General features: G+C 59.7%; 25 protein-coding genes. 9 read left to right on the top strand and 16 right to left on the bottom strand.

Annotated elements, in window-relative coordinates; all coding sequences use genetic code 11:
* Positions 1 to 10: 10 nt before the first annotated feature.
* Both AC0L4F_RS14735 and AC0L4F_RS14740 read left to right on the top strand, forming a co-directional pair.
* The gene (locus tag AC0L4F_RS14735) at positions 11 to 1,285 is read left to right on the top strand and encodes an ABC transporter substrate-binding protein (protein ID WP_244689516.1); all 1,275 of its coding nucleotides are present in this window, start codon (positions 11 to 13) and stop codon (positions 1,283 to 1,285) included.
* A gap of 46 nt (positions 1,286 to 1,331) precedes the next feature.
* Entirely contained in the window at positions 1,332 to 2,936 is a 1,605-nt protein-coding gene (locus AC0L4F_RS14740; RefSeq protein ID WP_244689518.1) for a GMC family oxidoreductase, read from the top strand.
* Between the two features lie 131 nt (positions 2,937 to 3,067).
* Here AC0L4F_RS14740 and AC0L4F_RS14745 read toward each other — a convergent pair whose 3' ends face one another.
* The 6 genes from AC0L4F_RS14745 to AC0L4F_RS14770 form a co-directional block, all read right to left on the bottom strand.
* Complete coding sequence (locus tag AC0L4F_RS14745) at positions 3,068 to 3,286, bottom strand: DUF6500 family protein (protein WP_244689521.1); 219 nt, start codon at positions 3,284 to 3,286, stop codon at positions 3,068 to 3,070.
* Between the two features lie 341 nt (positions 3,287 to 3,627).
* The gene (locus AC0L4F_RS14750) at positions 3,628 to 4,689 is read right to left on the bottom strand and encodes a protein kinase domain-containing protein (protein ID WP_244689523.1); all 1,062 of its coding nucleotides are present in this window, start codon (positions 4,687 to 4,689) and stop codon (positions 3,628 to 3,630) included.
* 625 nt (positions 4,690 to 5,314) lie between these two features.
* Positions 5,315 to 5,488 carry a hypothetical protein gene (locus AC0L4F_RS14755; protein WP_244689525.1) on the bottom strand — a complete coding sequence of 58 codons (174 nt, stop codon included), beginning with the start codon at positions 5,486 to 5,488 and terminating at the stop codon, positions 5,315 to 5,317.
* A 66-nt stretch (positions 5,489 to 5,554) separates the two neighbouring features.
* Positions 5,555 to 6,532: a Bug family tripartite tricarboxylate transporter substrate binding protein gene (locus tag AC0L4F_RS14760; protein ID WP_244689527.1), complete on the bottom strand. Its 978-nt coding sequence runs from the start codon at positions 6,530 to 6,532 to the stop codon at positions 5,555 to 5,557.
* A 25-nt stretch (positions 6,533 to 6,557) separates the two neighbouring features.
* The gene (locus AC0L4F_RS14765; protein WP_244689531.1) at positions 6,558 to 8,087 is read right to left on the bottom strand and encodes a tripartite tricarboxylate transporter permease; all 1,530 of its coding nucleotides are present in this window, start codon (positions 8,085 to 8,087) and stop codon (positions 6,558 to 6,560) included.
* Position 8,088: 1 nt separating this feature from the next.
* A complete protein-coding gene (locus AC0L4F_RS14770; RefSeq protein WP_244689533.1) occupies positions 8,089 to 8,667 on the bottom strand; it encodes a tripartite tricarboxylate transporter TctB family protein in 579 nt (192 codons plus the stop codon).
* 423 nt (positions 8,668 to 9,090) lie between these two features.
* Here AC0L4F_RS14770 and AC0L4F_RS14775 point away from each other — a divergent pair, with 423 nt between their 5' ends.
* The 7 genes from AC0L4F_RS14775 to AC0L4F_RS14805 are packed head-to-tail and all read left to right on the top strand — an operon-like array spanning position 9,091 to position 17,068.
* Complete coding sequence (locus AC0L4F_RS14775; protein WP_244689535.1) at positions 9,091 to 11,154, top strand: hydantoinase/oxoprolinase family protein; 2,064 nt, start codon at positions 9,091 to 9,093, stop codon at positions 11,152 to 11,154.
* Positions 11,151 to 12,785, top strand: a complete 1,635-nt coding sequence (locus AC0L4F_RS14780; protein WP_244689538.1) for a hydantoinase B/oxoprolinase family protein — start codon at positions 11,151 to 11,153, stop codon at positions 12,783 to 12,785. The genes AC0L4F_RS14775 and AC0L4F_RS14780 overlap by 4 nt, the downstream gene beginning before the upstream one ends.
* A gap of 34 nt (positions 12,786 to 12,819) precedes the next feature.
* Positions 12,820 to 13,806 carry a TRAP transporter substrate-binding protein gene (locus AC0L4F_RS14785; protein WP_244689540.1) on the top strand — a complete coding sequence of 329 codons (987 nt, stop codon included), beginning with the start codon at positions 12,820 to 12,822 and terminating at the stop codon, positions 13,804 to 13,806.
* Positions 13,807 to 13,855: 49 nt separating this feature from the next.
* Complete coding sequence (locus AC0L4F_RS14790) at positions 13,856 to 14,377, top strand: TRAP transporter small permease subunit (protein ID WP_244689542.1); 522 nt, start codon at positions 13,856 to 13,858, stop codon at positions 14,375 to 14,377.
* Positions 14,370 to 15,683 (top strand): TRAP transporter large permease, encoded by a 1,314-nt coding sequence (locus AC0L4F_RS14795; RefSeq protein ID WP_244689544.1) that lies wholly within the window; start codon positions 14,370 to 14,372, stop codon positions 15,681 to 15,683. The genes AC0L4F_RS14790 and AC0L4F_RS14795 overlap by 8 nt, the downstream gene beginning before the upstream one ends.
* Entirely contained in the window at positions 15,655 to 16,371 is a 717-nt protein-coding gene (locus tag AC0L4F_RS14800; protein WP_244689546.1) for a GntR family transcriptional regulator, read from the top strand. Before AC0L4F_RS14795 ends, AC0L4F_RS14800 begins: the two co-directional genes overlap by 29 nt.
* On the top strand, positions 16,364 to 17,068 hold the full coding sequence (locus tag AC0L4F_RS14805) for an SDR family NAD(P)-dependent oxidoreductase (protein ID WP_244689548.1): 705 nt from the start codon (positions 16,364 to 16,366) through the stop codon (positions 17,066 to 17,068). The genes AC0L4F_RS14800 and AC0L4F_RS14805 overlap by 8 nt, the downstream gene beginning before the upstream one ends.
* Before the next feature lie 85 nt (positions 17,069 to 17,153).
* Here AC0L4F_RS14805 and AC0L4F_RS14810 read toward each other — a convergent pair whose 3' ends face one another.
* The 10 genes from AC0L4F_RS14810 to AC0L4F_RS14855 all read right to left on the bottom strand — a co-directional run bounded on the left by AC0L4F_RS14810 (position 17,154) and on the right by AC0L4F_RS14855 (position 26,607).
* Entirely contained in the window at positions 17,154 to 17,765 is a 612-nt protein-coding gene (locus tag AC0L4F_RS14810; RefSeq protein ID WP_244689550.1) for a pentapeptide repeat-containing protein, read from the bottom strand.
* Positions 17,762 to 18,823: an aromatic ring-hydroxylating oxygenase subunit alpha gene (locus tag AC0L4F_RS14815; protein ID WP_244689552.1), complete on the bottom strand. Its 1,062-nt coding sequence runs from the start codon at positions 18,821 to 18,823 to the stop codon at positions 17,762 to 17,764. The genes AC0L4F_RS14810 and AC0L4F_RS14815 overlap by 4 nt, the downstream gene beginning before the upstream one ends.
* A gap of 15 nt (positions 18,824 to 18,838) precedes the next feature.
* Positions 18,839 to 19,099: a recombinase-like helix-turn-helix domain-containing protein gene (locus tag AC0L4F_RS14820; protein ID WP_244689554.1), complete on the bottom strand. Its 261-nt coding sequence runs from the start codon at positions 19,097 to 19,099 to the stop codon at positions 18,839 to 18,841.
* A gap of 61 nt (positions 19,100 to 19,160) precedes the next feature.
* Positions 19,161 to 19,625, bottom strand: coding sequence for a flavodoxin domain-containing protein (locus tag AC0L4F_RS14825; protein WP_244689556.1), 465 nt, complete (start codon positions 19,623 to 19,625; stop codon positions 19,161 to 19,163).
* Positions 19,625 to 20,863 (bottom strand): FAD-dependent oxidoreductase, encoded by a 1,239-nt coding sequence (locus AC0L4F_RS14830; protein ID WP_244689559.1) that lies wholly within the window; start codon positions 20,861 to 20,863, stop codon positions 19,625 to 19,627. Before AC0L4F_RS14830 ends, AC0L4F_RS14825 begins: the two co-directional genes overlap by 1 nt.
* Positions 20,860 to 22,368: an aldehyde dehydrogenase gene (locus AC0L4F_RS14835; RefSeq protein WP_244689561.1), complete on the bottom strand. Its 1,509-nt coding sequence runs from the start codon at positions 22,366 to 22,368 to the stop codon at positions 20,860 to 20,862. Before AC0L4F_RS14835 ends, AC0L4F_RS14830 begins: the two co-directional genes overlap by 4 nt.
* 12 nt (positions 22,369 to 22,380) lie before the next feature.
* Positions 22,381 to 23,205 carry an aspartate dehydrogenase gene (locus tag AC0L4F_RS14840; protein WP_244689563.1) on the bottom strand — a complete coding sequence of 275 codons (825 nt, stop codon included), beginning with the start codon at positions 23,203 to 23,205 and terminating at the stop codon, positions 22,381 to 22,383.
* A 3-nt stretch (positions 23,206 to 23,208) separates the two neighbouring features.
* Positions 23,209 to 24,876, bottom strand: coding sequence for a thiamine pyrophosphate-binding protein (locus AC0L4F_RS14845; RefSeq protein ID WP_244689566.1), 1,668 nt, complete (start codon positions 24,874 to 24,876; stop codon positions 23,209 to 23,211).
* A gap of 16 nt (positions 24,877 to 24,892) precedes the next feature.
* Positions 24,893 to 25,681 (bottom strand): SDR family oxidoreductase, encoded by a 789-nt coding sequence (locus AC0L4F_RS14850; protein WP_244689568.1) that lies wholly within the window; start codon positions 25,679 to 25,681, stop codon positions 24,893 to 24,895.
* The gene (locus tag AC0L4F_RS14855; protein ID WP_244689570.1) at positions 25,681 to 26,607 is read right to left on the bottom strand and encodes a VOC family protein; all 927 of its coding nucleotides are present in this window, start codon (positions 26,605 to 26,607) and stop codon (positions 25,681 to 25,683) included. Before AC0L4F_RS14855 ends, AC0L4F_RS14850 begins: the two co-directional genes overlap by 1 nt.
* Position 26,608 lies beyond the last annotated feature (1 nt).

The following is a 26,608-nucleotide window of genomic DNA, read 5'->3' on the forward strand; positions in this document are numbered from 1 at the left end:
GGAGGATACCATGAAACATCTGAAAACAAGCCTGACGGCGCTGGCCATCGGCATGGCCGCCACCGGGGGCGCACAGGCAGAAGAGCTTGTCTATTCCGGCTGGCTTGGCACCTATAGCTATCTTGAGCCGGTCGCAGGCGAGATGGAAAAGAAGTTCGAGGAACAACATCCCGGTGTGGATTTCATCCGTCAGGACGTGCCGTTCGAAAAAGCGCTTGATCAGGCCACAGTCGCCCATCTGGGCGGCAATGCCTCGGACCTCATTCACCTGATCCCAGGCTGGGTGCCCGCGATGGAGGCGATTGGCGGGCTGGCGCCGCTGGATGATCTCTTTACCGAGGATGAACTGGCACAGATCCCCGATGCGGCGCTGGATGCCCTGCGTTTTGATGACGGCAAGCTTTATGCGCTGCCTTGGGTGCCGGGCCCGGTGATGATGCTCTATAACCGCAACCTTCTGGAACAGGCCGGGTTCGATCCCGATCAACCGCCCACCACATGGGACGGGTTGAAAGAGATGATCATGGGCATCTGTGCCTTGCCTGCGGGCGATGATGGCAAGATCTATGGTCTGGCATTGCGCAGCTGGTCCAACCCCAACGCGGTGCAATGGTCGATCCCGTGGATCTATGGCTTTGGCGGCGACGTGGTGGATGACGAAGGCAATGTTGCCTTCAACACTCCGGAAACCGTGGCGGCCTATTCCTGGTTGCAGGACATTTCCGAAGCGGGTTGCGCGCCCGATGGCTTCTCTGTGGGTGAGACCCGCAATCTGATGGCGGCGGGCAAGGCCGGTTTCATCCTCGAAGGGCCCTGGGGCCGGGGGCTGTTCAACAACCTGTCGGAAAACACCATCAAGACCGCGCCCGATGGCGATATCTGGGTTGCACCGCTGCCTAATGCGCCGGACGGCAGCCACCGCACGATCGGCAACAGCCATGTGATCGCCGTCTCCAGCGCCGCCGAGGACAAACAGCTTGCGGCGGATTTCATCAAGCTGATCCTGTTCGATCAGGGCATCACCGACATGTACTATGAGCGTAGCGATCAGGTTTCGACACCTTCTGCCGATCTGCTGTCCAAGGGGCCGATGGGCGCGGATGCCTTTACCCAGGCTTTTGTCAAAGAGCTTGAGGTCTATAACGAGTTGCCGATCAAACATCCAAAGTTCTATGCGATCCTCGACAAGGTTGTGCCGGAGTATCAGCGCATTCTGAAGGGGGGCGATATTGAATCGTCGCTTGCCGCTGCGGACAAGCAGATCCAGCGTCTTCTGGCGCGTTAATCGGAGCAGGCCTGCGGCGGGCACGCCGTGGGCCATTTATCCTGACATGAAAACCTATGATTATATTGTGGTGGGGGCAGGTGCCGGAGGTTCTGCTGCTGCGTCACGTTTGGCCCAGGGCGGTCGACATTCCGTATTGCTGATCGAGGCCGGGCGGGACGATCCCTGGCATTGGCTGCGGGTGCCATTGGGCATCGGCAAGGTGCTGACGGGCAAGCGCGCGCTGTGGCGGTATTGGACCGCGCCGGAACCACATCTGAACAACCGCGAGATCTTCTGGCCACGTGGCCGGGTTTGGGGCGGCACCTCGACGGTGAACGGGATGCTCTGGGTGCGGGGCGATCCGGCGGAATACAACAGCTGGGCGGCGCAGGGCTGTGACGGCTGGGACCATGCGTCGCTTTTGCCGCGCTTCCAGCGGATGGAAAGCACGACATTGGGGGAGGATGCGCAGCGCGGGCGCGATGGCCCGGTGCATGTCACGCGCTATGGCCCCGATGACCCGCTGTCGGACGGATTTATTGCGGCGTGCGAGGGCGCGGGCATTGCGCGCACCGATGATTATAACGGCGCGCAGTATGGCGGCGTGGCCTATTTACAGACGAACACCCGGCGCGGGTTGCGCCATGGCGCGCGCGAGGCCTATTTGCATCGGATGCAAGACCACGCGGGGCTGGACATCCTGTCGGATGCCGTGGTGCAGCGGGTTGATTTCGATGGTGCGCGGGCGGTGTCCGTTGTCGTGAAACGCGCGGGACAGCAGGAACACTATGCCTGCCGGGGCGAGATCATCCTTGCCGCCGGGGCGATAGACACACCAAAGCTGTTGGAACTGTCCGGCATCGGTCAGGGCGCGCGATTGCGCCAGCTCGGGATCAATGTGGTGCATGACCTGCCCGGCGTGGGCGAGGGGCTGCGCGATCACCTGCATACGCGGTTGTCCTTTCGCTGTCGCAACGTCGTGACCTTGAACCAGATCATGCATAATCCGTTGCGCAAGGCGCTGTTTGGCCTGCGCTATCTGCTGCGACGTGATGGTTTGATGTCGGGGTCGACCTCAACCGTACATGCACTGGTGCGCACGGGCGATGGCCCCGGCCAACCGGATATGAAGTTGCAATTGCATCCCATGTCCTCGGCCGATGCGCGCGCCGCTGGCAAGCTGGTGTTCGACCGGTTTCCCGGCTTTGGCATCGGGACGTTCCCCCTGCGCCCCCGCGCCACGGGGTCGGTGCATTTGGGCTCTGCCGATCCTGACACGCCGCCGGTGATTGTGGCGAATTATCTAGGCAATCCAGAGGATCTGGTGCGGGCGGTTGCCGGTGTGCGCCTTGCCCGAAAGGTCGCGCAGCAGCCTGCCTTGGCGGCGTTTGACCCGGTTGAAATCCGACCCGGCGATGTGGCGCAAAGCGATGATGACATCGCCGCATTCATCCGCGAGACCGGCACAACCTCTTATCATCCGGTCGGCAGTTGCCGGATGGGCGAAGGGCGCGAAGCGGTTGTCGATGCAAGATTGCGGGTTCGCGGGATCACGGGGCTGCGCATCGCAGATGCGTCGATCTTTCCCACCATGCCCTCGGCCAACACCCATGCCCCCAGTCTTCTGGCCGGTGAAATGGTGGCCGACTTCATCCTTGCCGGATCCTAAAAAGGGTGGCGTTTAACGCCCAGGCCTCTTGCCGGATGTGTTGGAAGGCCCAGCATAATTGTGAAAGCACTATGGTTCGCAAAAGGCCTGATGCCCCAGGATGCCGGCTGTGCGGACGACGTCGCCATTGCTCAAACGCCTGAGCTGATCATCTCTCGGATTTTCACGGCCTTCTCGAAGTGATCAAGCTCATGTGTCTTGATCCACCATTCAGCCGCCTCCATGAGCAATTCCGGATCGTCATTCTTATTGGCAAAAAATGCATAGAATGAAAGACCTACAGTCTCCCCCTTCTTCGCAATTTTGTCATTGCAGACTGCGATTGCCTTCGTTCTTAGAGTGGACCTCATATTAGTTGAACCTTACTGTTGGAGCTACACAGGCAAGAACATAGAGCGAACATCCGCGAGCCGCAATGCGATGTGTTTGGTCGGTCTGGGCGCTAAAGCGGACATGCGGCGGCGCAGCGAGCAAAATCCATTATTTTCGCCGCCCCGGTAGTCGGTTGTGCGGGACTTTTCAAACCTTCGCTGCAACAGCACCAATGTCCGGTTTAGTGAACCGTTCAACAAACGGTCCTGCTTGAGCGGTCAATGCTGGCGCGGCGAATGGCCCCATCACGGAGTTTCGCAATGCTGAGAGCCCCTGCGTTGCAATATTCCAAAGCTGACACTCGATAAGTAAGCATGGACTATGCCGGATACGTTTTATCAATAGTCCGCTTTAGTGATGCCAATTGTTCGTTGAGATATTCCCAGTTACTTGGTGTAGAAATTTCGTCTGCTTCCCGAAGAAATAAATCGGATTGATCAGACGCAGCTTGAGACAGTTCAGACAAAATGGATTGAAGGCGTTGTTGTACATCGATCAACGTCGGTCGCAAATTGGGGGTAACTTGAAGGCAATCGGCTACGACTGCAGCTAAACCTGTGTTCGAAAGGGGGCAGGCCACTTGACAAGCCCGATCCAGCCATTTCCGCCAGTAATTATCCTTTTGCAATCGATTGAACACAGGATTTTCACGGCTATGCCAAGCCCCAATCTGAACACCCTCTGGGTGCTCCCCGCGTGAGATCATCTCATGTAATATTATTCCAACTACAAACGAGCTGGTCCATTCTCCCAATGGCTGCTTTTTCCATTGTTCCGGAGCCATGTAGGGTCGACTTCCGCGAAACTCACTAATCTCTGAAGCGAGGTTCACACTGCCAAAATCTGCAACCTTTGGTCGGAACCAAAAATCAGTATTTGGGAGGCTTTTAATACTGCTTCTCAAATCACGAACAAAGATGTTTTCTGGTTTCAAATCTTGATGGATTAATCCTCTTGCATGACAATGTGATAACCCCGAAATCAATTGAATCATCAGCATTAACCGGCCTGTATCTCCGAGCGCATCGGACGCAATATAGGAGGAGAGATCACCTTCCCATCGGCGAAAGTAGGCAACGGGAACACCCAAAATCATAGAAATTTTGAAAGGCCCGTGAACATTCGGATGATAGTGGGATTTCGCTTGCGTTTCCAGTTCGCGAAGGAAGCGAAGGGCTCGTTCTCTTGATTGAATTGGCTCTTTCTTTTTGGGGTATTTTGCCACGATATAGCGGGGACTAACATTCGCGCCGTTGTCCAAGTATACAATCGCTCCAGAAAAGCCTTCACCAGTTCCGATGGCTTTTTGAGCTTTGCCGTGGAAAGCAATTAGGTCATTCCTCTTCTCTGCTGGGAGCTCGTCGAAGGCCGATGCTATCATATAGGGAAGTCCTCATAGTTCATATTTTAATGCTTATTCACCGCCATCTCCGCCACACGCTACGTCATTTCCGGCACCAAATCCGGTAGTTTCACAAGTCGTTGCCTGCCCCCCCCCCCCCACACGAAATAGTATTACCCTCACCATTGCCCGTTGTTTCACATGTTGTGGCACCGGCTGAAGCAAAAGTGGCGAACTCACCTGTGGCGAATGCGATTGCAGTTGTGAAAGTAAGTATTCTCCTGAAGACCTCGATTGCTGATTGCTGATTGCTGATTGCTGATTGCTGATTGCTGATCTTCGTGAACACTTATTGAGTGTTCGTTAGATCTTTATCTCGAACATGACTTTGTTGCGCAAATACCCCTTTGGGTTTGCTTCTCGTTATAGCTAACAAAATTAGCCGATGGCAACAATGAGTTGGATTCCAAGAGCGGTGAAGCCCCTGAGAGTGGCGGAACGGATTTCAACCTTCATGACCTGCCGATGAAGTCGTGCGCACTAAGGAGATGGCCCATTAGTTTCAAACAGTTCATCTTTGTGTCGACCCGGCTTCGGCTGTGGTATCCCGCCAAGCGTCGCCGAAGCGCGCGGACGAAATGCGCAGAGTACCGTAAGCTCTCCTTTAGGGCACGGTTGAAAAACGGCAAATTTCCGGCTGCCAAAAACTCCGTTCAAAACCTAAGCGGTTGTTGAACGTTTTTGATTGTCCTTCGGTAGCGGACATCCGTACACCATGCAGCATCTGCCAAAATGGACTCGAAACCGACGTTCCCCCCTTTTTGACGGTCGCGATCATCAACACATCCGGTAAGGGTGCCGCCCAACGCGGGCGGCACCTATTCCGAACCACCGGTTGAACGGATCACTTTTCGAGGTGTTCGCTCAGCACGGTTTTCAGGTCGGTGACCTCTTGCGGCATGCGGCCACAGAAGGCTTCGGCGCTTTCCTGATAGGGCGCAAAGCCAAAGGTCTGGGCGAAATCACCAAAGGTGTCGCTTTCCAGCGCCTCGGTGACCAGGCCTTCCAGCTTGGTCTGTACATCGGCCGGGACGCCCGCGGGCAAGAGAATGCCGCGCACCAGGGCCACGTCGATCTCGGCGCCCCAATTGCGAATATGTGGCGTCTCGCGTGCGGGGGGATAGGTGATGCCCTGCATGTCGCCCGCCGCCGCCAGCACGGTCAGATCGCCTGCCGCCACTTCGTTCAGCAGAACAGGCGAGATGATGACGCCAGCGTCGACCTGATTGGCCAGGATCGCCTTTTTCAACGGACCGCCGCCGCCAAAGGACACAATGCGGAAATCCGCCTCATTCACGCCGCGCACGGTCGAGGCGACAAAGTCGGTGGCCGAGATCTTGCCCGTGATGCCAAGGGTCAATGTGCCGGGGTTGGCCTTGGCCTCTGCCAGGAAATCGCCCAGATCGCTGTATCCGTTGTCGCTATGCGCCAGCATCCAGACCGGCGTGTTGAACACCGCCCCGGCGCAAGAAAAATCCGCCAGCTCATATGGTGGGTTTTCCCGGAACGCGATTGGCGCCGTCACGTCGGTCGTGCCGTTGATCGCCAGCGTATAGCCATCGGGCGCGGCCTTTTTCAAGGCAAGCATGCCGTTGATGCCGGCCGAGCCGGGGACGTTTTCGACCACCACAGGCTGGCCAGAGACTTCCTCTAGCGCGGCGGCAAAGGCGCGGCCGATACTGTCGCTGCCGCCGCCGGGTTTATAGGGCACGATCAACCGGATCGTGTCGCTGGGATAGTCCTGGGCTGTTGCCGCCCCGAGGGACAGGGTCAGACCAAGGGTGGTCGCCGCAAGGGTGCGGGTCAGGGTTGAGAGTTTCATGGCTCCTCCTTTGGATGGGTTGGTATCAGTCGGCAGATTTGGCGGCGGTCATGGCGGACCGCGCCGATGTGTCGGGTCGCAGGCGCAGGGCGGTGCGGATTTCCTTGGCCAGCAGCAGGGCGATCACCGCGACCAGGCAGATACGCGGCCAGGTGTTGACAAAGGTCATCCAGTCGCCGCCCGAAAGTGCCAGCCCCAGCCGGACGTTGTATTCGATGATCGGCCCCAGGATGGCGCCCAGCACAATGGTCACCACCGGAAAGCCGCGTTTTTCCAACAGGAAGCCGATGATGCCAAAGATGATGGCGACATAGACCGGAAAGACCGAATTCGCGCTGGAATAGGCACCGATAGAGGCAAAGACCAGGATGAAGGGAAACAGCACATTGCGGTCGCGTTGCAGCACAAAGACAAAGGCCCGGATCGCGCCCATGGCGATAAAGAACATGAAGATCGTCGCGATCAGCAGCGCCGCCAGCAGCCCGTAAACGATATCGGGATCGTCGCGCATCAGGCTGACGCCCGGGGTCAGCCCGTGCATGATCATCGCGCCCAGCATGATCGCGGTCGATCCGTCGCCGGGAATGCCCAGTGTCAGCATCGGCACCAACGCGCCGCCGGTTGTGGCGTTGTTCGACGCTTCGGGCGTGATGATGCCCTCGGGGACGCCGGTGCCAAACGCCTCGGGTGGGGGATTTTTCGAGGAATTCTTGACCGTGGCATAGCTGAGCCAGGTGGAGCCATCAGCCCCGACACCGGGGATGGCGCCGATGACCAGCCCATACAGGCTGCCGATGGACCATGCCCGCCAGCGGCGGAACAGGTCGCCGGGGCGCGGCACCCGCAGCGTGACATCCTTGGTCAGCAACTGGCTGCCCTTTACGGTCAGGGAAATGTCGGCAAAGACCACGGCAAAGCCGAAGATCCCCACCAGCACGGCCGCAAAGGGAATGCCGCTTTCCAGCGAGGTCAGGCCAAAGGTATAGCGCATGACCGCGTCCTGCCCGTCGATCCCGACCGAAGAAACCAGCAGCCCCAGCAGCACCCCGGACAGCCCCTTGACGATGGAACCCCGCGCAAAGGCCGCCACCATGATCAGCCCGGCAATACCAATCAGCGCAATGTCCGGCGGCGCGGAATAAAGCGCGATCCCGGCAATCAACGGAATGGCAACCACCGCACCGATCCAGCCCAGAATGCCGCCCACGGTTGATGACATGGTGGCATATCCCAGCGCCAGCCCGGCCTCGCCGCGCATCGCCATCGGATAGCCGTCAAGCGCCGTACAGGCCGATGCCGGTGTGCCCGGCGTGCGCAACAGGATGGCCGAAAACGACCCGCCCAGCTTGGTGCCCACGTAGATGCCGATCATCAGCGCAAAGGCGGGCATCGTTTCCATGGTAAAGGTGATGGGCAAGAGCACGATGATCGCCATCGGCGACGACAACCCCGGCAACGCACCCACAAGGATGCCAAGCGCGGTGCCCGCAAAGAGCAACAACAGGTTGGTGAGGCTGCCCATCTCGGCAAAGCCCTGAAACAATCCAGCTAACATATCAAAGGCCCGCCATTTTGGTGATCGTCAAAAGAAATGGGGTAAGGGGGTCAAAAATATCGCCCTTCAGGTTCATCTTGAGCACCGGCACAAAAAGCACCCACAGCGCCAGACCACCGCCGACCGACAGGCCAAGATCGCCGGTCCAGGGCCCGCGTTGGTACAATCGGAACAGGCAAAACAGAAAGATCGGCACCATAAGGGCGAAGCCGAACACCTTGAGCAGCGATGCAAAGGCCAGAAGCAGCGCGATGCTGATCGCCCGACGGATAAAGACAACCCTGTCCTCGGCTGCTTGCTCTGGCGCCGGCGGGGTCGGCCGGACCTGGCCCATTTCGATGCGGATCTTGCGGATGGATTGCGCGATATAGACACAGGCCAGCAGCCCCAGAAAACCCGCATATCCAAAGGGCAGGGTGCGCCATGTCAGGCCCCCATCACCGGGATAGACCGATGATCCGTTTGGGTTGATGAATACGAATCCGGCCACTGCAACCGCAAGCAGGACGATCGCTGTCTGCAAGTCCTTCATGCCTTCGCACTGCCACAAGTCGGCACGCGTGCGTGCGTGTCTTTCCATTCTAGATGTCCTCCCGATGATGCCGCGGTCTCTGCCCGCCCGCGCCGTATTTGGCACCGCCATTGCGGCGCGAAACGTCCCCGGCGGGCCTGCGGCATTTGTTGTGTTGATGTTAATCCCCAAGCGATATGTACATCCAATATATCTTTCGTATCTGAATAAGTTGGTTTCGGTATTACTTATCGCGACCAAAATCGCCCCTGTTGTCAGAGATTTTCCGATGTCGGATTGATCGCCGGCGGCCTTCGCGCCGGGCGCGGCTTGCCGTCTGGCGCATGCTGTCTTGGCGCGTGCCCCGGGATTTGCCACGGATTCCTGCCCCGACCCTGCGCTTTTGATTAATTTTTGGGCGCTCCGAAAGATATTTTGACGGTCCATCGTAAATAAGTTGACCTAATTAATAAGTACGGACTTAATGGATGGATGATAAAGTTCTCGATAGATATTGGCGGCACGTTCACGGACGTCGTCGCGGAAACCGAAACCGGGCTGACCTCGGTCAAGGTTTTGACCACGCCAGCGTCACCTGACCGGGGTGCGCTTGATGGGATGGGGCGGTTGTTGGCCAATCTTGGCAAGACCTATGCCGACATTTCCGCGGTGATCCACGGCACAACCCTTGCCACGAACGCATTGATCGAACGGCGCGGGGCCAAGACGGCATTTGTCACCACGGCGGGATTCCGCGACGTGCTGGACATGCGGTATGAAAAACGTTTCGAGCAGTATGACCTGAACATCGAAATGCCCAAATCGCTGGTCGCGCGGCCCCTGCGGCTGGGCATCAAGGAACGTATCCTTGCGGATGGGTCTGTCTATCAGGCGCCGCAAGACGACGAGATTGATGCGCTGGCGGCCACGCTTCTTCGCGAAAAGGTAGAGGCCGTCGCAATCGGGTTCCTGCATTCCTATCGCAATCCGGCGCATGAAGCCTATGTTGCGGACCGGTTGCAGAAAACGCTGGGCGATACGGTCACCATCTGCCAAAGCGCTGATGTGGCTTGTGAAATTCGGGAATACGAACGGTTCTCGACGGTCTGTGCCAATGCCTATGTGCGGCCGCTGATGTCGAAATACCTCGGCGCGTTGAAGGCCGAGTTGAACCGATTGGGTTTTGACGGATCGTTCCTGATGATGCTGTCCGGCGGCGGTTTGACAACGCTTGATCAGGCGATGCGGTTTCCGATCCGTTTGGTCGAAAGCGGACCCGCCGGTGGTGTGGCGCTGGCCGCGCATGTGGCCCGCGAGGTCGGTTCGAACAAGACATTGTCGCTGGATATCGGCGGCACCACAGCCAAGATCTGCTTTATCTGTGATGGCAATCCGCACACCACCCGCCGGTTCGAGGTCGCCCGCGCCTGGCGTGACGTCAAAGGCAGCGGCCTGCCGGTGCGTGTGCCGACGGTTGAACTGGTCGAGATCGGCGCCGGTGGCGGGTCCATCGCCGGGGTTGATACGCTTGGGCGGTTGAAGGTCGGGCCGCGCAGTGCGGGATCTGATCCGGGGCCTGCGGCCTATGGCCGGGGCGGTGGCGATGCCACGATCACGGATGCGCATTTGACGGTTGGCAATATCGCCGCCGAAGGCTTTGCCGGTGGGATGATTTCGCTCACGCCGGAAAACGCGCCCAAGGTTATTGCGCAACATGTGCAGGGGCCGATGGGAATTGCCGATGTGGACACCGCAGCGGCAGGCATTATCGAGCTGGCCGATGAAACCATGGCAAATGCGGCGCGTGTGCACGGCATTGAGCTGGGTCATGACATCGCGAGCTTTGATCTTCTGGTTTCTGGCGGCGGTGGCGCGCTTCACGCCGCCCGGATCGCCGAGAAACTGGGAATCCGGCGCATCATCGTGCCGCAAAATGCCGGTGTCGGTTCGGCGGTCGGGTTCCTGCGCTCGCCCGTGGCATTTGAAAGCGCGCTTTCGGTGATGGCGGTATTGGCAGAGGTTGATGCGCCAGAGTTGACGCAGCGGGTTGTTGACCAACTGGCGCATGTGCGCGCAATTGTCGGAGAGGCGGTGCCAGCCGATCACATCGACGCCACGGTCAAATTTGAACTGCGCTATCAGGGGCAGGGGTTGGAAGTGGCGCTGGATTACCCCGCCGACAGCTTTGTGATTGATGCCGCCAAGCTGGAGGCCGAGTTTTTCCGCCGCTACGAAAATCTGGTGGGCTTTACCCTGAAAAACATTCCGGTTGAATTGGTGTCGGTCAGTGTCACGGCGCGCGAAAAACGCGGGCTGGACACCCAGGATTTCACCCCGCAAAATGCCAATGATCCGGTTGCCACGCGGCAAGTGTTTGATCTGGCAGCACAAAAAAGACTGACCTACCAAACCCTGAAACGGTCCTCGCTTGGCCCGACACTGACCCAGGGTCCGGCGGTTGTGACCGAAGATCAGACCACCACATTGGTGCGCCCCGGTTGGTCTGTGCATACCTCGGACCAGGGCCACCTTATTCTGGATCGGAGCGAGGCATGAGCCATACATTGGATATCGTGGCGCAGAATGTGCTGTGGAACCGGTTGGTGTCGGTCTGCGAAGAACAGGCAAATGCGCTGATGCGCGCGGCCTTTGGCGCGATTGTGCGCGAGGCGGGCGATCTGTCTGCCGGTGTCTTTGACGCGAATGGCGATATGCTGGCGCAGGCGGTCACGGGCACGCCGGGGCATGTGAACACAATGGCGGCCTCTGTGCGGGCAATGTTGGCATTTGTGCCGGCAGACAGCCTGAAACCCGGCGATGTGCTGGTGACAAACGACCCGTGGCTGGGCGCGGGGCATGTGTTTGATTTTGTTGTTGTCACGCCTGCCTTTCTGGATGGTGACATTGTTGGCTACCTCGCCTCTACCAGCCATATTGTTGATATTGGCGGGCGTGGTTGGTCGGCCGAGGCGGCCTCGGTCCATGAAGAGGGCGTGACCTTTCCGGTGATGCATCTGCGCCGTGGAAAGGCGTTGAACGAAGACCTTCTGGCGATTGTGACCGCCAATTCCCGCGTCCCGCATGAAGCGCGCGGTGATATCCTGTCGCTGTTGTCGTGCAATGATACCGGTGTGGCGCGTCTGTTGGATCTGATGGGTGAATACGGTCTGGCGGATTTGGTGTCTGTCGCGGAATTCATCTTTGAACGCTCTGCGATTGGCACGAAAAAGGCTTTGGCCCGCGCCGCTCAGGGGGTTTACGAAAATACCATGATGCTGGACGGCTATGATGCGCCGATCGAGCTTCGGGCGCGGATGACCATATCCGACGGGGCGATTGCGGTGGATCTGTCGGGGTCGTCGCCTGCGGTCGGGCGCGGCATCAATTGTCCACTGAATTACAGTGCGGCATATGCGTCTTTTGGCATCCGCGCCTTGCTGACGCCGGATATTCCCAACAACCAGGCCTCGCTTGATGCGATCACGATCACCGCTGAACCCGGCCTTGTGGTCAGTGCCGAACGGCCAAGTCCGGTTTCCGCCCGCCATGTCATCGGCCAGGCCTTGCCCGATTTGATGCTGGGCTGTCTTGAACAGGCTTTGCCCGGCGAAGTTCTGGCCGAAAGCGCAGGTGCGCTTTGGACGTTGTCCTTGTCCGGTGCGGGAAAAACACCGTTTACCTCGCTGAATGTCGCTCTTGGTGGCATGGGCGCGCGGCCCGAAACCGATGGGTTGTCGACGACCGCATTTCCCTCTGGTGTCGGGTCGGTTCCGGTTGAGGCCGCCGAAGTGGCCGCGCCGGTCATCTACCACGCCAAGGAGTTCATTTGCGACAGCGGCGGGGCTGGGCAGTATCGTGGCGGTTTGGGGCAAAGGATCGAAATCGGTTCGCGCATCAATGAGGACATGTTCATGTCCGCCGCCGCCTTCGAACGTCTGACATCCGGCCCAGAGGGCCGTCAGAACGGCAAGCGCGGCGCAAATGGCAAAGTGTCGATCACCGACGGCACAGAGGTGACCGACAAAGGCATGTACCGTATTCCGGCCGGTGAACGCGTCATCCTGCAAACGCCGGGCGGCGGTGGATATGGCGCCCCAGCAGCGCGTGATCAAACCGCCCTGGACCGGGATGTCGCCGATGGGTTGGTGTCGCAAAACTCTGCCCGGGAAATCTATAAACCAAAGTAAACAAGAACGTTCCACTCAACAGGAGGACCTACGAATGACTATGATGACCAGGCTTTTTGCTGCCACAACCGCGCTGACCCTTGTCGGCACTGCATCCATGGCAGAGACCAAATGGGATCTGACAACCGCTTGGGGCGCCAATAACTTTCACGCTCAAAGCGCGATTGCCTTTGCCGATGCCGTGCGCAGCGCAACCGATGGATCGGTCGATATCACCGTGCATCTGTCGGGTGAGACTGGCGTGAAGATCACCGAAAAACTCTCGGCGGTTGAGGTCGGCATCGTTCAGATGGCCGATATGCTTTTGTTCCTTCAGGCGGGCGAAGAGCCATTCTTGGGCGTTGATACCTTGCCCTATCTGATCCAGGGTCAGGACGAGATGAAGGTCTGGCTTGACGTGGCTGGCCCGACCTATGACGCGATCTTTGAACGTCACAATCAAAAGGTTCTGTATTACGTGCCGTGGCCGTCCCCCGGCGTCTACACCAAAGACCCGGTTGTCAGCGCGGATGACATGAACGGCCTGCGCATCCGTTCGTTCAACGCGACGTCGTTTACCTTCTTGGAAAAGATGGGCGCAGCGCCGGTTGAATTGCCTTTTGAGGAGCTGGCAACAGCCGTTGCCGCCGGAACGGTTGATGGCGCGGCGACCTCGACCTCGACCGGGGCGAATTCAAAGCTGTATCAGTTCACCGACAATTTCAATCCGCTGAATTGGTCGATGTCGCCGGATGCGGTGACGGTGAACCTTGATGCCTGGAATGCGTTGACCGATGCGGAACGCGAAACGATCCAGGGTCTGGCTGACGAGATGGAGGCCGATTTCTGGGCGGCCTCTGCTGCCGAGGATGCGGCCAAAACCGCCATTCTGGTCGAAAACGGCATGACAATCTCTGCCGCCGATGACAGCCTGACCGCCAAAATGGCCGAAGCGGGCAAGGCGATGTGGGCGGATTTCTTTGCCAATGTTCCCGAAGCACAGGCCGTCGTCGAGGCCTATGCCGAACAGACCGGCAAGTAAGCAGATGCTTGGGGGCGGGTGCGCCCGCCCCTTGGTATCGTGATCTGTCATGACCCGATTTCTCACCCTCATAGACCGTCTGTCGCGGCTGGCCGAATTGGCCGCTGTTGTGCTGATCTTCGGCTATTGCATCCTGATGCTGGTCGAAGTTGTCGCCCGCGCGCAGGCCAGCAGCTTTTCCTTTACCTGGGAATACAGCCAATATGCGATGGCGTCGGTTTTCGCGCTGGCCTCTGGCCCCGCGATCCGAACGGCGGTGCATGTGCGCATCACGCTGCTGACCGAAAAACTGCCCTCGGGCGTGGCAAAGTGGATGGATGTGCTGGCCAATCTGGTCGCTCTTGTCATTGTTGCCGCGATCGTGGGCGCCATGTGGACAAAGGTTTCGACCTCTTTTGACCGCAATGTTCTGGCGACCTCGGTGTCCAAGACCCCGCTCTGGATACCGCAGGCGGTTGTCCTGTGGGGGTTTGCACAGCTGTGGCTCGATCTTCTTGCGCGGATGATACGGCGCATCACCAATCGCGAATTCGAATGGCGCGGCGCGGACAAGGAACAAGCTGATGTTTGAAATCGCGGTTGTCGCCTGTCTTTTGTTTGTCGGCCTTTTGGCCGGATCGGTCTGGATCGGCCTGTCGTTGTTTGCGACCGGCTATCTGATGCTGTCGATCTTCAAGCCCAACATTCCAATGGATATTTTCAGCAGCGGCGTGATCTGGGGCTCGTTGATCCCCACGCCTTTGCTGTCGCTGCCATTGTTCATCCTGATGAGCGAGGTGCTGGTCAGCGCCGGTCTTGGTCGGTCATTGTTTTCCGGTCTTGCGCCATGGGTTGGCCGTTTGCCGGGCGGGTTGTTGCATGTGAATGTGGTTGGCTCGACGCTGTTTGCCGCTGTGTCCGGGTCTTCGGCGGCGACAACGGCGATTGTCGGCAATGTCAGCCTGCCCCAGCTTGAGGCGCGCGGCTATGACCGGCAATTGGCGATGGGATCGTTGGCCGGGGCGGGAACCCTGGGCTTTTTGATCCCGCCGTCGATCATCATGATCATTTACGGCGTGGTGGCCGAGCAATCCATTCTTGAACTGTTTATCGCAGGGGTCATTCCCGGTCTGACGCTTGCGGCCTTTTACATGCTCTATATCGCGATACATCAGACCATCACCCGCACGCAGCCGCATGTGGAACGCCCAACCGGCCGAGAGCTTTTGGCTGGGTTGCGCGACATCGGGCCGATTGCGCTGTTGATTGGCACGATCATGGGCGCGCTTTACCTTGGGTTTGCCAGCGTGAGCGAGCTTGCCGCCCTGGGGGTTCTTGGGGCGGTTCTGATCTCGGTCGCGATGGGCCGGTTCAGCTGGCGGGCGATGCTGGCGGCGGGGCGGCGGGCGGTGCGCACCTCTGCGATGATCGGGCTGATCGTGATTGGCGCGGCGTTGTTGAATTCGGCTTTCGGCTTCTTGGGCATACCCAAGGCGATTGCGGCGCAAATCGCCAGCTTTGGTCTGTCGCCGATGGCGCTGATCATCGTCCTTCTGGTGTTTTATGCCGCACTGGGCATGTTCCTGGACGGGACATCCATCATCGTCATGACCCTGCCGATCACGTTGCCATTGATCACGGCGGCGGGGTTTGATCCGATCTGGTTCGGGATCTTTGTGGTTGTCGCGGTTGAAATCAGCCAGATCACACCGCCCATCGGGTTCAACCTGTTCGTCATTCAATCCCAAACCGGCGAAAGCATCGGGGCAATTGCCCGCGCGGCTTTGCCATTCTTTGGCATCCTGCTTGGCTTTGCGATATTGCTTGCGGTGTTCCCGATCTGGCACTTTGGCTTCCAAGGACTTTGCAATGACCGCATTACACCAACAATTGTCTGACTCCATTTTACAGAAGATACAGGCAGGGCAATTGCAGGTTGGTGAAAAGCTGCCACCAGAGGCCGATTATGCCGTGGAGCTTGGGGTCAGCCGCTCGACCTTGCGGCTTGCCTATACCGAGCTGGAGCGGGTGGGCGTCCTGCAACGCAAGAAACGGGCAGGCACAACGATCATTTCCGACCGCCCGCAATCCCGCTTCAACATGAGCACAACCGGATTGCATGAGCTGCTCAGCCTTGGCCGGGATACTGAATTGCGCCTGACCGGAACCCGGACCGTTCCCACCGACACAATCGCGCATTTGCAGGGCTATGAAAGCGAAACCGATCAATGGCTGGAAATCAGCGGCACCCGGACATTGCCGGGGGAAACGGTGCCATTCAACAACACCCAGATCTATGTGCCCGCCCGCTATGCCGCGATTGAACATATCCTGGAGCAAAGCGGTCCTTCGGTCTTTCGCACCATAGAAGAGCGGTTCGGAATCACGGTGGGCCGGGTCAGCCAGACGGCCAAGGCGATCAAATGCCCGGCTGAAATCGCCGGTATCATCGGGGTTGATGTCGATGCCCCCGCGCTGCGCATCGTTGCCCAGCTTTATGACAAAAACGCAATTCTGATGGAGATTTCGGTGGCCACCTTTGATCCGGAAAGATTTCAGCTGCAAACGGATGTCGAAATTGACTAAGCCGCCACTGCGCACAATCGTGACCGGCGGCAGCGGGGCGTTGGGGTCTTCCATCATCTCGGCGCTGTTGGCGCGCGGGGACCATGTGGTGAACCTTGACAGAACCAAAAGCGACAACGCCACTTGGGTCGAGGCCGATTTTGGCAATGGTCAGTCGGTGTCAGAGGCGATTGACACAGCCGAGGATATCCTTGGCGGCATTGACGTTCTAATTCATTCCGCCGGGATTTTCCGCGCCAATGAATTCCTGTCCATGTCCGAGAGCGAATTTTCCGAAGTCTTGAATGTGAACCTGATGGGAAGTTTTCGCATTGCCCAAGGGGTCGCCGCCAAGATGGTGACACTGGGGGGGCGGATTTTGTTCATTTCGTCGATCCACGCCAAATATGGCATCAAGGGCCGACTGGCCTATGGCGCGTCGAAGGCGGGCATTGAATCCATGACGCGGGTGATGGCCACAGAGCTGTCCGAATTCGGCATTCGCGTGAATGCCCTGGCCCCCGGCGCGGTGTCGGCGGGGATGGTTCCCGACGCGGCCCATGTCTCCGACTGGACCAGCGTGACACCCGCAAAACGCAAAGTCACCCCGCAAGAGGTTGCCGGCATGGCCATGCTGTTGACCTGTGATCATGCCAGCTTTGTATCCGGGCAGGTCGTGTCGCAGGACGGCGGAGCCAGTATTTCCCATATGTTCTAGGTCGCGGTTTCCCGGTGTTCCGATCCCCGCAGATCCCCATGATGTTCCCGGCAATAGGACCGTGCCCGCCAGTCCCATTTGCCGATCATTCCCAAAGATAGCCGTAGGTGACCAATTGGGTTTGCAGCGTCCGGGGTGACGGCCCGCCAACACGGCTGTTGCGCAGCCATGTCCGGCCGTGCACTTCGGTCTGTTCGGCGATCACGCCGCTTTCGAAACCTGCGCTGTCCGCCCAAATCCCGCCAAGGCATTCCGCGCCGCTCAGATCCAGAGCACCGCGAAACAGCGTGCGGGCACAGGACAGGCTGGAAAGCGCCTGAATATTGCGCAAATCCGTTGCTCCGCCCAGCGTGGCATCATCCAGAACAAAGGTGCCGCGCATTTCGGCACCTGTCAGGGTCAGATCGCCGTTGATGTCACAGCCATCAAGCCGCAGGTCATGGCCAAAAAGCGCGTCCATCCCGTGCACACCCGCGGCAAAGCGGCAGTTTCTGAGCCAGGTCAGCCCAAGGAAGGTCGCGCCGGACAGATCGACCGGTCCCTCGAACACCGACCCGCTCAGGTCAAAGCCGCTCACCGTCAATCCGCGCAAATCCAGTGGCCCGGTCACGTGGCGCCGGGTCAGGTCCAGCGCCTTGCCCGGCACGAAACGTGCGGTCAAAGCCGCACGCACCGCATCCGCGCCCATCGGGGTCATGCGGTTTCCTTTGCGGCCTCTGCCGCATCCAGCGCTTTGAAATGTGCCTTGGCGCGTTTCACCATCATCTGGCGCAAACGCGAAACCCCGATGTCATGTTGATACAGCATCTCGCGGCGGCGCGCGTCGGACGGGATCAATTCCAGCATTGTGCGGTCCTGCTCCAGAACGTGCCAATGGCGGTCTTCCAGCACCGCGCGATACAGGAACCGCCAGCTTTCCGCCGCCAGCCCCTGAACCTCGCGGCAGCGCCAGAAAAAGCTGTGATGGGTGTTTTCATCAATCGGCGTGGCGAACCCGATGATGCGAAACGGCCCGCCCGGCCCGGCACCATCGGGATAGGGAATGTCGAGACGAAAGAACATCGTGCCTTCGTCCATCACCACCTCGGTATAGTCAAAATTCACGCCCTGCTGCGAGACCCGTTCGATCTGAAAGCCCTTTTCGCGCTTTTCCAGCTTCATTGTGTCCTGCTTGGACCCATAGGCCAGCGTGAAGCTGTCGGCGTGCAAATAGCTGGCGTGCATCGGATCGGCCGCATTGTCGAGGCTGAGGCGGTAGTTGCAATCCCAATGGGTCATGCAGGGGAACACCTGCCAGGCGTCAGAGGTGAATTCGACAGGCGGAACGAATTCCGGGGCTTCGGGCTGATCCGCCGATGGCATATAAATGAACACCGCACCGCCGGCTTCTTCGGCGGCATAAGAGGTCAGCGCCTTGCGCCCTTCCAGCGCGCAATCCGGCATCGCAGGGACGCGCACCACCGTGCCGGTGCCATCAACGGTCACACCATGATACCAGCAGGCGATGTTGTCGCCATGCACATGGCCAAGCGACAATTTCGCGCCGCGATGCGGGCAGAAATCCTCGATACACCGCACCTTGCAGGCCCCGTCACGCCACATCACCAGGTTTTCACCGGCGATCTTGCGCGCCAGCGGCTTGCCGACCTTGAGCTGGACCGAGGTCGCGACCGGCATCCAGAAGCCGCGCAGGCCCTGGGTCACGTAATCCTCGACCCGGTTGCGATTGTGGCGGTTTGCGTCATTGGCTTGCATTGGCTTGTTCCCCCTTCAGGCCCCGACGCCGTGTTCGGCATGGGCCGCATCATGTGATGCGTTGATCTGTTTCAATTCATCCGCGAAAATTTCGATCGTCCAATCGCCGGTTTGCCCCGACGGGCGCGCGATGCCCCTGGCATTCAGCTGTTCGACAACCAGCGTGAAATCATGGCAGCCGGTTTCGTAGATACGTTCAAGATCGGTCGCAAAGGTGGTTTCCGCTTCGCTCAGCGGGCGGCCTTTGGATTGGGTGCGCAGTGCGGGGTCTTGCATGGCGTCCTCCTTGTCTGGGGGAATGGGTGTTGAAACTGTTGCGGCGTTGATCCGCCGGTGATCATGCGGCCTGGCTCAGTTTTTCCTCGGCCAGTTCGACCATGGCCTGCGCCCAGGGAAACGCCAGATCCTCGGCCAGGTCATCGCCGGATGCATCATGCACCACCCGATCCCCCAATTGGGTTGCGCCATGTGATGCCAGCAAGGCTGCAAGTTTCTCGCTGCCCTGCGCAAAGGTTTCGTATTCCCGGTCCCCCAGCCCAAAGATGGCAAAATGAATGCCGTTCAAATCCGGGGTTTCAGCGGCCATCGCCGCCGCAAACGGCTGGGCAGAGGCCGGCAGGTCGCCATCGCCATAGGTGGAACAGACCAGCAGATAGAAACATCCCGGCTCAAAATCGGTTGGCGCAAAATCCTCAAGGTTTTCGCAGGCGACTTCATGCGCCTCTTCCAATTCGGCCTGAATGTCATCGGCCAGCATTTCGGCGTTGCCGGTTTCAGTTCCGTACAAAAGGGTGATCTTCATCAGAGTAACTCCTTGCTTGCCTTGCCAAGTGCCAGCATCTCGGCACGGGTTTTGATCTTGTGGCGGCACCGCCCGGCTGGGGGTGCCGATATTTCATGTGCATCCATGATTTGCCAATCCGCATAGGTCACCAGATCGGGGTGTGACGCAAACAGGGCGGCACCCTGTTTGTCGGACATGGGGGCAAGATCGGCCAGAATGCGTTTGGCCAGGGCCTGTGCATCGCCGCGGTTTTCGGGAATGGTCCCTTGCGGGCCACGGCGAAACCATCCGGTGGCATAAAGACCCGCCGCCAGTTTGCCGACCTGAATATCCTCGGCCTGTGCAAGCAGGGTTTCCCGGTCAAGCCGCCCCTGATCCTGAAAACCGATCGCGGTCACAAAGGCGGAACAGGGAATGATCTGGTCATCGCCGGTTTCGGTGCGGAAGTGCACCGCGTTTGCCCGGTCGTCGCCCTTGATCGCCACGGGCGTCAGCCCAAAGCGAAAGGTGATGCGGCGCGGACCGCTGCCATGGCCGTTGATTTCGGCCAATGCGGCCAGTTTGCGGGCGGCGGCCGGGTCGTCCGACGTTGCGGCCGCCCCGATCACCTCTATCGACACGCCCGTCAGCTTGGCCAATTCCTTGACCATGACCGGGTCGAACTTTGCCTGTTCCGCCGAAGATCTGCCAATGATTTCCAGACTTTCGATGCCGCTGTTGGCAAGCCAGTCACCAACAGATGCGCCGACGTCGGAACCGTCCAGCTCTGATGGGGTCTTGGCCAAGAGCCGCAACAGATCAATCGCCACATTGCCGTTGCCCATGATCACCGGATGGGCCCCCAGATCGGGCAGGGCCATGGCATCCGGGTGGTCGTTGATCGCCCAGACCAGACGACCGGCGCCAAAAACCCCGCTCAGACCCTCGCCCGGGACACCCAAACGGCGATCCCCCGAAAGACCTGCCGCCAAAACAACCACGTCATAAGCCGCGCGCAGATCGTCAAGTGACAGCTGATCATTCACGGTCAGGTTGCCAAAGAACCTGGCCCCCTGGCGTTCGAACAGCCGGGCGAATTGGCGAATGACGCCTTTGCTGCCTTGATGATCCGGCGCCACACCATAGCGCACCAGCCCGTATGGCACCGGCAATTGATCAATCAGATCGACCTGTAGCTCGGGCTGGGCCTTTAACAGCGCCTGCGCCAGATAGCAGCCCGAAGGACCGGTTCCGATGATGGCAATCTGTCCGGTCATGAGACCTCCAATGCGGCACCGGCCCAGGGGTGGGGTGCGCCGCTCAGATCTACGTAAAAGGATTTTTGCGCCATATAGGCGCGCATGCCTTCGCGGCCTTTTTCGCGGCCTATGCCACTGTCTTTTTCACCGCCAAACGGGGTCGAAATCGAAAACTGCTTGTAGGTATTGACCCAGACGGTGCCGGTGCTGATCGCGCGGCCCACACGCCAGGCCTTGGGGAAGTCGCGGGTCCAGATTCCCGACGCCAGCCCATAATCATTGTCATTGGATTGCGCGATGACGTCGGCCTCGTCCTCAAACGGCAGCACGACCAGAACCGGGCCAAACACCTCTTCGCGGCAAATCCGGGCGGTGTTGTCGACCCCGGCAAGGATGGTCGGAAGAAAATAAGCGCCGTTTTCGTAATCGCGCCCTGCGGGGGCTGTGCCGCCGCACAGAACCTCGGCCCCGTCCGCACGTGCCATTTCCACATATTGCGCCACGCTGTCGCGATGATCGGCATGGACCATCGGGGCCACCTGGGTCGCGGGATCAAAGGGGTGGCCGACCTTCAACCGTTTGGTTGCGGCCACAAGGCGGGTGACAAATTCATCGTGAATCCTGCGTTGCACAAACAACCGTGCGCCCGCGATACAGCTTTGCCCGGTCGAAGAAAACACGCCGAACATCACACCCGCAATGGCCTGATCAATATCGGCGTCGTCAAATACGATGGTCGGGGATTTCCCGCCCAGTTCCAGCGACACCGGCATCAACTTTTCTGCCGCCTGCCGGGCCAGCATGCGCCCGGTGGATGTGCCGCCGGTAAAGCTGACCCGTGCGATATCGGGATGTTCCACCAACAGGTTGCCGATTTCACGGCCCGCGCCGGGCAGGACCGAAAACAACCCTTTGGGCAGACCGGCCTCTTCGACGATCCGGGCCAGTTCCAGGCTGACCAGCGGCGACCAGGACGCGGGTTTCAACAGCACAGCATTGCCCGCCGCCAACGCCGGGGCAATCTTTTGCGCATCCGATGCAATGGGCGAATTCCAGGGCGTGATTGCCGCAACCAGCCCCAGCGGCTCATAAACCGACAGGGTCAGCGCAGTGCCGCGCTGCGCGGTCAGATCCTCATCCGTGGTTTCAAGCACGGCACCGAAATAGCGGAATGTGCCGGCGGCGGACCCCGCCAAGGCGCGGGTTTCGTTCAGGGATTTGCCGGTGTCGCGGCTTTGGATCACGGCGATCCGTTCGATGTTCGCCTCGATCCCATCGGCAATGGCATAGAGATGGCGGGCCCGTTCATGCGGTTTCAACCCGCGCCATGCCGGATCGGCCTGGGCGGTCTTGGCCCGCGCAATCGCGCGTTCGCCATCGGCACGGGACGCGCCGCGCAACACACGGTTTACCGAGCCATCGGCCGGAAACACCGATGTGATTTCGGCCCCGGTGCCGGTTTCCCATTGCCCACCTACAAAAAGCTTGCCGTCGGGCAGCGCGATATTGCTTGCATCATACATCGGTTCTTTTCCTTAGATTGCCATCGGCCCGATCCGGTTGCGGATTTCGCGCAGCACGGAATAGACAGTCGAAACCGACGTCTTGGCATTGCTGGTCGACGGCAGATTTTCGATCCGCATGGAATATTGGGCCAATGGCGATTTGACCTGATATTCATGCACGTTGCCGGGGGCCTTTGGATCGGCAACAAGGTCCACTTTGGTGGCCTCGAAACCGGCCCCGGCCAGGGCAAGGGTCGCCGCAACATTGGCGTTCTTGGGGAATTGCGTCGCCGCCTGTCGTGCCGTTCCGGTAAAGAATACTGTCGCTTCGGTGAGCCTGTCCAACGCCAGCGTGTCTTCTGCCGGCGTGCCGACCCAGGCCGCCGGGGGTTTTGTGCCGCGATAGTGCACTTCCAACTCACCCGCAGGGCCAAGCGCCGCCAAAAGATCAATGCCGCCCACGGCCCCGGCGGGCAGGATCAGCCGGGCACCACCCTCGCGGGCGGCGGCAAGCAGGCGGTCATGCAGTACTGTGTCGACCAAAGCGCCGATTGAGACTTGCACGACGTCGATCCCATTGCGCAGCAGATCGGGCGCAAAGGCCCGCACCGCCGCATGGCGGGCACATTCCACCACCAGATCCGGCTTGCACTGCAACAGCGCCGGCAGATCGGTGCATATTCTGCGCATCGGCGCGAGATCGCGAAACAGGTCGTCCATCCTGGCCTGTGCCGCCGGGGCTTTTTCCGGCAGAACCAGAACGTTTATCGCGTCCAGCGGGGCGTCCAGTTCTGCCGCCAGCTGCGTCAGCAGGGTGGTGGCAATATTGCCAAATCCGATCAGCGCCAGTCTCATGGTTCAGTCCTTGTTCCCGGCGGCACCGGCGGGCGGGCCGGAAAAGGCCTCGGCGAAGGGGCCAATGACGCACATGTCGACTTCGATCACCTGTGGACCATCCGCCGCCAGTGCGGTGTCCAGCACCGCGCCAAAGGCTTCGACATCGGTGACCTTGTGGTGCGGCATGTTGATGGATCGGCAGAATGTTTCGAACTCGGGCACCGCGACCTGCGAATAATGCCTGCGGCTGTCGTATTGCGCATCCTGGATGTTCTGGATCACGCCATAGGCCTGATCGTTCATCAGCACATAGACCAGCGGCGCGCGTTCATCGACGGCGGTGATCATTTCGGCCAGACCCAGCATGGTGCCGCCATCGCCGAGAAGTGTGATCGCCTTTGGTCCGGTTGACGCCAGCGCAGCCCCGATGCCCATCGACACCCCCTGACCAATGCCGCCGCCAAGCGCATGTACCCCGTGGCGCGGATCGGCAATCCGAACATAGCGGTTGCCAAAGGTCGAGTTCGAGATCGTCACATCGCGCACCCAAACATGCCCATCCCGGCTGACCCGTTCGGCCAGCGCGTCGGCGACAACGCTGTACGGGCCAAGCAGATCGCGCATCCGCCCCTCTGACAGGGCCTTGGCGCGGGCGATGTCAAACGGCAGATCCGGATCGGTGTCCAGTTTTGCGGGCAGCAGATCCAAAAGGCGGGTCAGGGTGTCGGCTGCATCGCCATGGGCAAAGATTTCCACCCCGTAATTGCGCCCGCCCTGGCTGGCCTCGGCGTCGATCTGGATCAGCGGGCGGGGCAGGGGCAGCTTGTTGTTGCGGGTTTCATTGCCCCGCAACCGCGATCCCACCACGATCATCAGATCGCATGTGGCATAAAGCTCTGCCGCTTCGGGCGTCATGTTGAAAGCACCCAGCGAGCCGCTTTCTTCTTCGGACACCACAGCGCGGCCATTGGTCGATGTGACAACACCGAAACCCCGGCGCATCAGCTCGGTGGCCTGTTCACGCGCGCCGCGCGCACCGCCCCCCAGCCAAAGCATGGGGCGTTTGGCCTGTTTTACCAATTCGGCGATCTCTTCGACGGCGCTGTCGGTTGCACGTGGCGTTTGTGGCAGCGGTGCATGTACGCGCGCAGCGGGATGCGCGGGCGAGCGTTGGACATCGACCGGGATTTCAAGACTGACAGGGCCGGTGGGGGCGGATACCGCCGCCGAGACCGCCGCCGTCAGCGTGCCAATGGCGCCATTGGCATCCCACATCCGATAAACGGCCTTGGACACCCCGCGCAGCATCTCTGGCTGGCGCGGCACGTCATGGATCGCCGCACGGTCGCGGTCGGCAAATTCCCGATCGACCTGGGTGGTCAGGTGCAGCACCGGTGATCCGGCGGTCAACGCTTCGGCCTGGGCGCCCGCGGCATTGCCCGCTGCCGTCCCGGTCGAGGTCATGCACACGCCCAGCTGTCCGGTGACGCGGGCATAGGCATCCGCCATGTTCATGGCCCCGGCTTCGCCCCGTGCGGGAACAAATCTGATCCGGCCCTGGCGGGCGACGGCGTCCAGGATCGGCATGTTGTGGATCGAGATGACACCAAAAATGGTGGTCACGCCGATATCGGCCAAATAGCGGGCGACAAAATCGCCGACGGTGCCGGTCTTTGCAATCGGTTCCATTTTCATCTCTTCTTCCTCAGATGGATCGTGACAGGCCGCCGGAGACTTCCAGCTGTGCCCCGGTGATGTAGCTGGCCGCACGCGACCCCAGAAAGGCGATTGCAGCGGCGGCTTCTTCCGGGGCGCCCAGGCGACCAAGCGGAATGCCCTTTGATTGCGCCAGATTGCCGTACCATTCTGCGCGGCTCTGGTTTTGTTCCTTGCGGTCTGCAAATCGCCGGGTCCATTGGCCGGATTCCACCAATCCGATAAGGATCGAATTGACCCGCACATCTGGGGCGACTTCCTTTGATAGCGATTTCAGCAGGTTCTGCACCCCGGCACGGGCCGACGCGGTGCAGACCATATGCGGCTCGGGCTGAAGCGCGAGAAGCGAGTTCACCGCCACAACCGCGCCCTGCGCCTCTTTCAGCATCGGCAGAAACGCCCGAAGCGGGTGGATCTGGCTGAACAGCTTCAGCTCATATTCCGCTTTCCAGTCTTCATCGGTTGTATCGGCAAAGGTCGACACACGCCCCTGGCCCGCATTGTTGACCAGCAGATCGCAGCGCCCGAAAGTATCCCGAACCTCGGCGGCGAAATCATGGACGGCATCGCGGTCCAGAACCGACAAGGCCCGCGCCAGAACCCGGTCTTCGCCGTAGTCGCGTTTCAGCACTGCGGCCACGTCCATCAATCGGCCTTCGGTCCGGGCACAAAGCGCAACTTTTGCGCCCTCGTTCAGCAGGGTCCGCACAGTGGCCAATCCGATACCAGAAGACCCCCCCGTGATCACCGCCACGCTGTCGTTGTATTTGTAATCCATCAGTCCAACTTCCCATTGCTGCGCAATTCCGGGAATCCCGGATCGGGCAGGCCTTGCATCACGGCGCGCTGTGCCGGTGTGGGTGGGCCTGCTGTCATCCAGCGATCCATGTTTTCGGGGTTGTCGCGCGACCAGACCTGGGCCTCGTGGGTGGCTTCGTCGATCTGTTGCAGTTCAGAGGTGAATTCGATCACGAACCCCGAGGGCGACACGAAATAGGCAAAAGGATTGTCGCCCGGTCCGTGACGTCCCGGCCCCCAGGTCGCGACATGGCCCTTTTGCTTCATCCGGCCAATGCCACGCATGAATTCATCGAGCGTCGGCATTTCAAAGGCCACATGATTGACGCTAGCGTAACTTCCACGCACCAGAGCAATCGAATGATGGTCGGAATTGCAACGCAAGAAGACCATTTGATCGGCGGAATAATCCGACACCCGAAACCCAAGCACCTCTTCGTACCAGGTTTGCCGGGCATCAATATCGGGTGTGTTCAACACCACATGGCTTACCTTGCGCGGTTTGGCCCATTCCTGGGCCTCGTCCTGTTGCAGCGCATCGCAGCGGAACCGCAGGCGGCGATCATCCGGGTCGAGGATTTCGAAACCGTATCCGCCGGCGAAATCATCGAATTCACCCAGCGGGCGAACCACCTCTGCGCCTTTGGTCACGACCTGATCATGCAATGCCTGCATGCTGGCGCGGTCGGGCATGGCAAAATGCACATATTCGATGCCAAAGACAGGACCGTCCTTCAGACCATACAAAAATGCCTCGGAGCCGGTGCCGCGAAGATAGGCTTCGCCATCGGAATTATGCGCAAGGGTCAACCCCCACATGTCTTCATAGAACGGCAGGGTGGCGGTCAGCCCGGGGCCGCGCATCACGATGCCCCGCAAACTGCCTACGCGAATTGTATCCGTCATT

The organism is Marinovum sp. J2-8, from assembly GCF_055808435.1.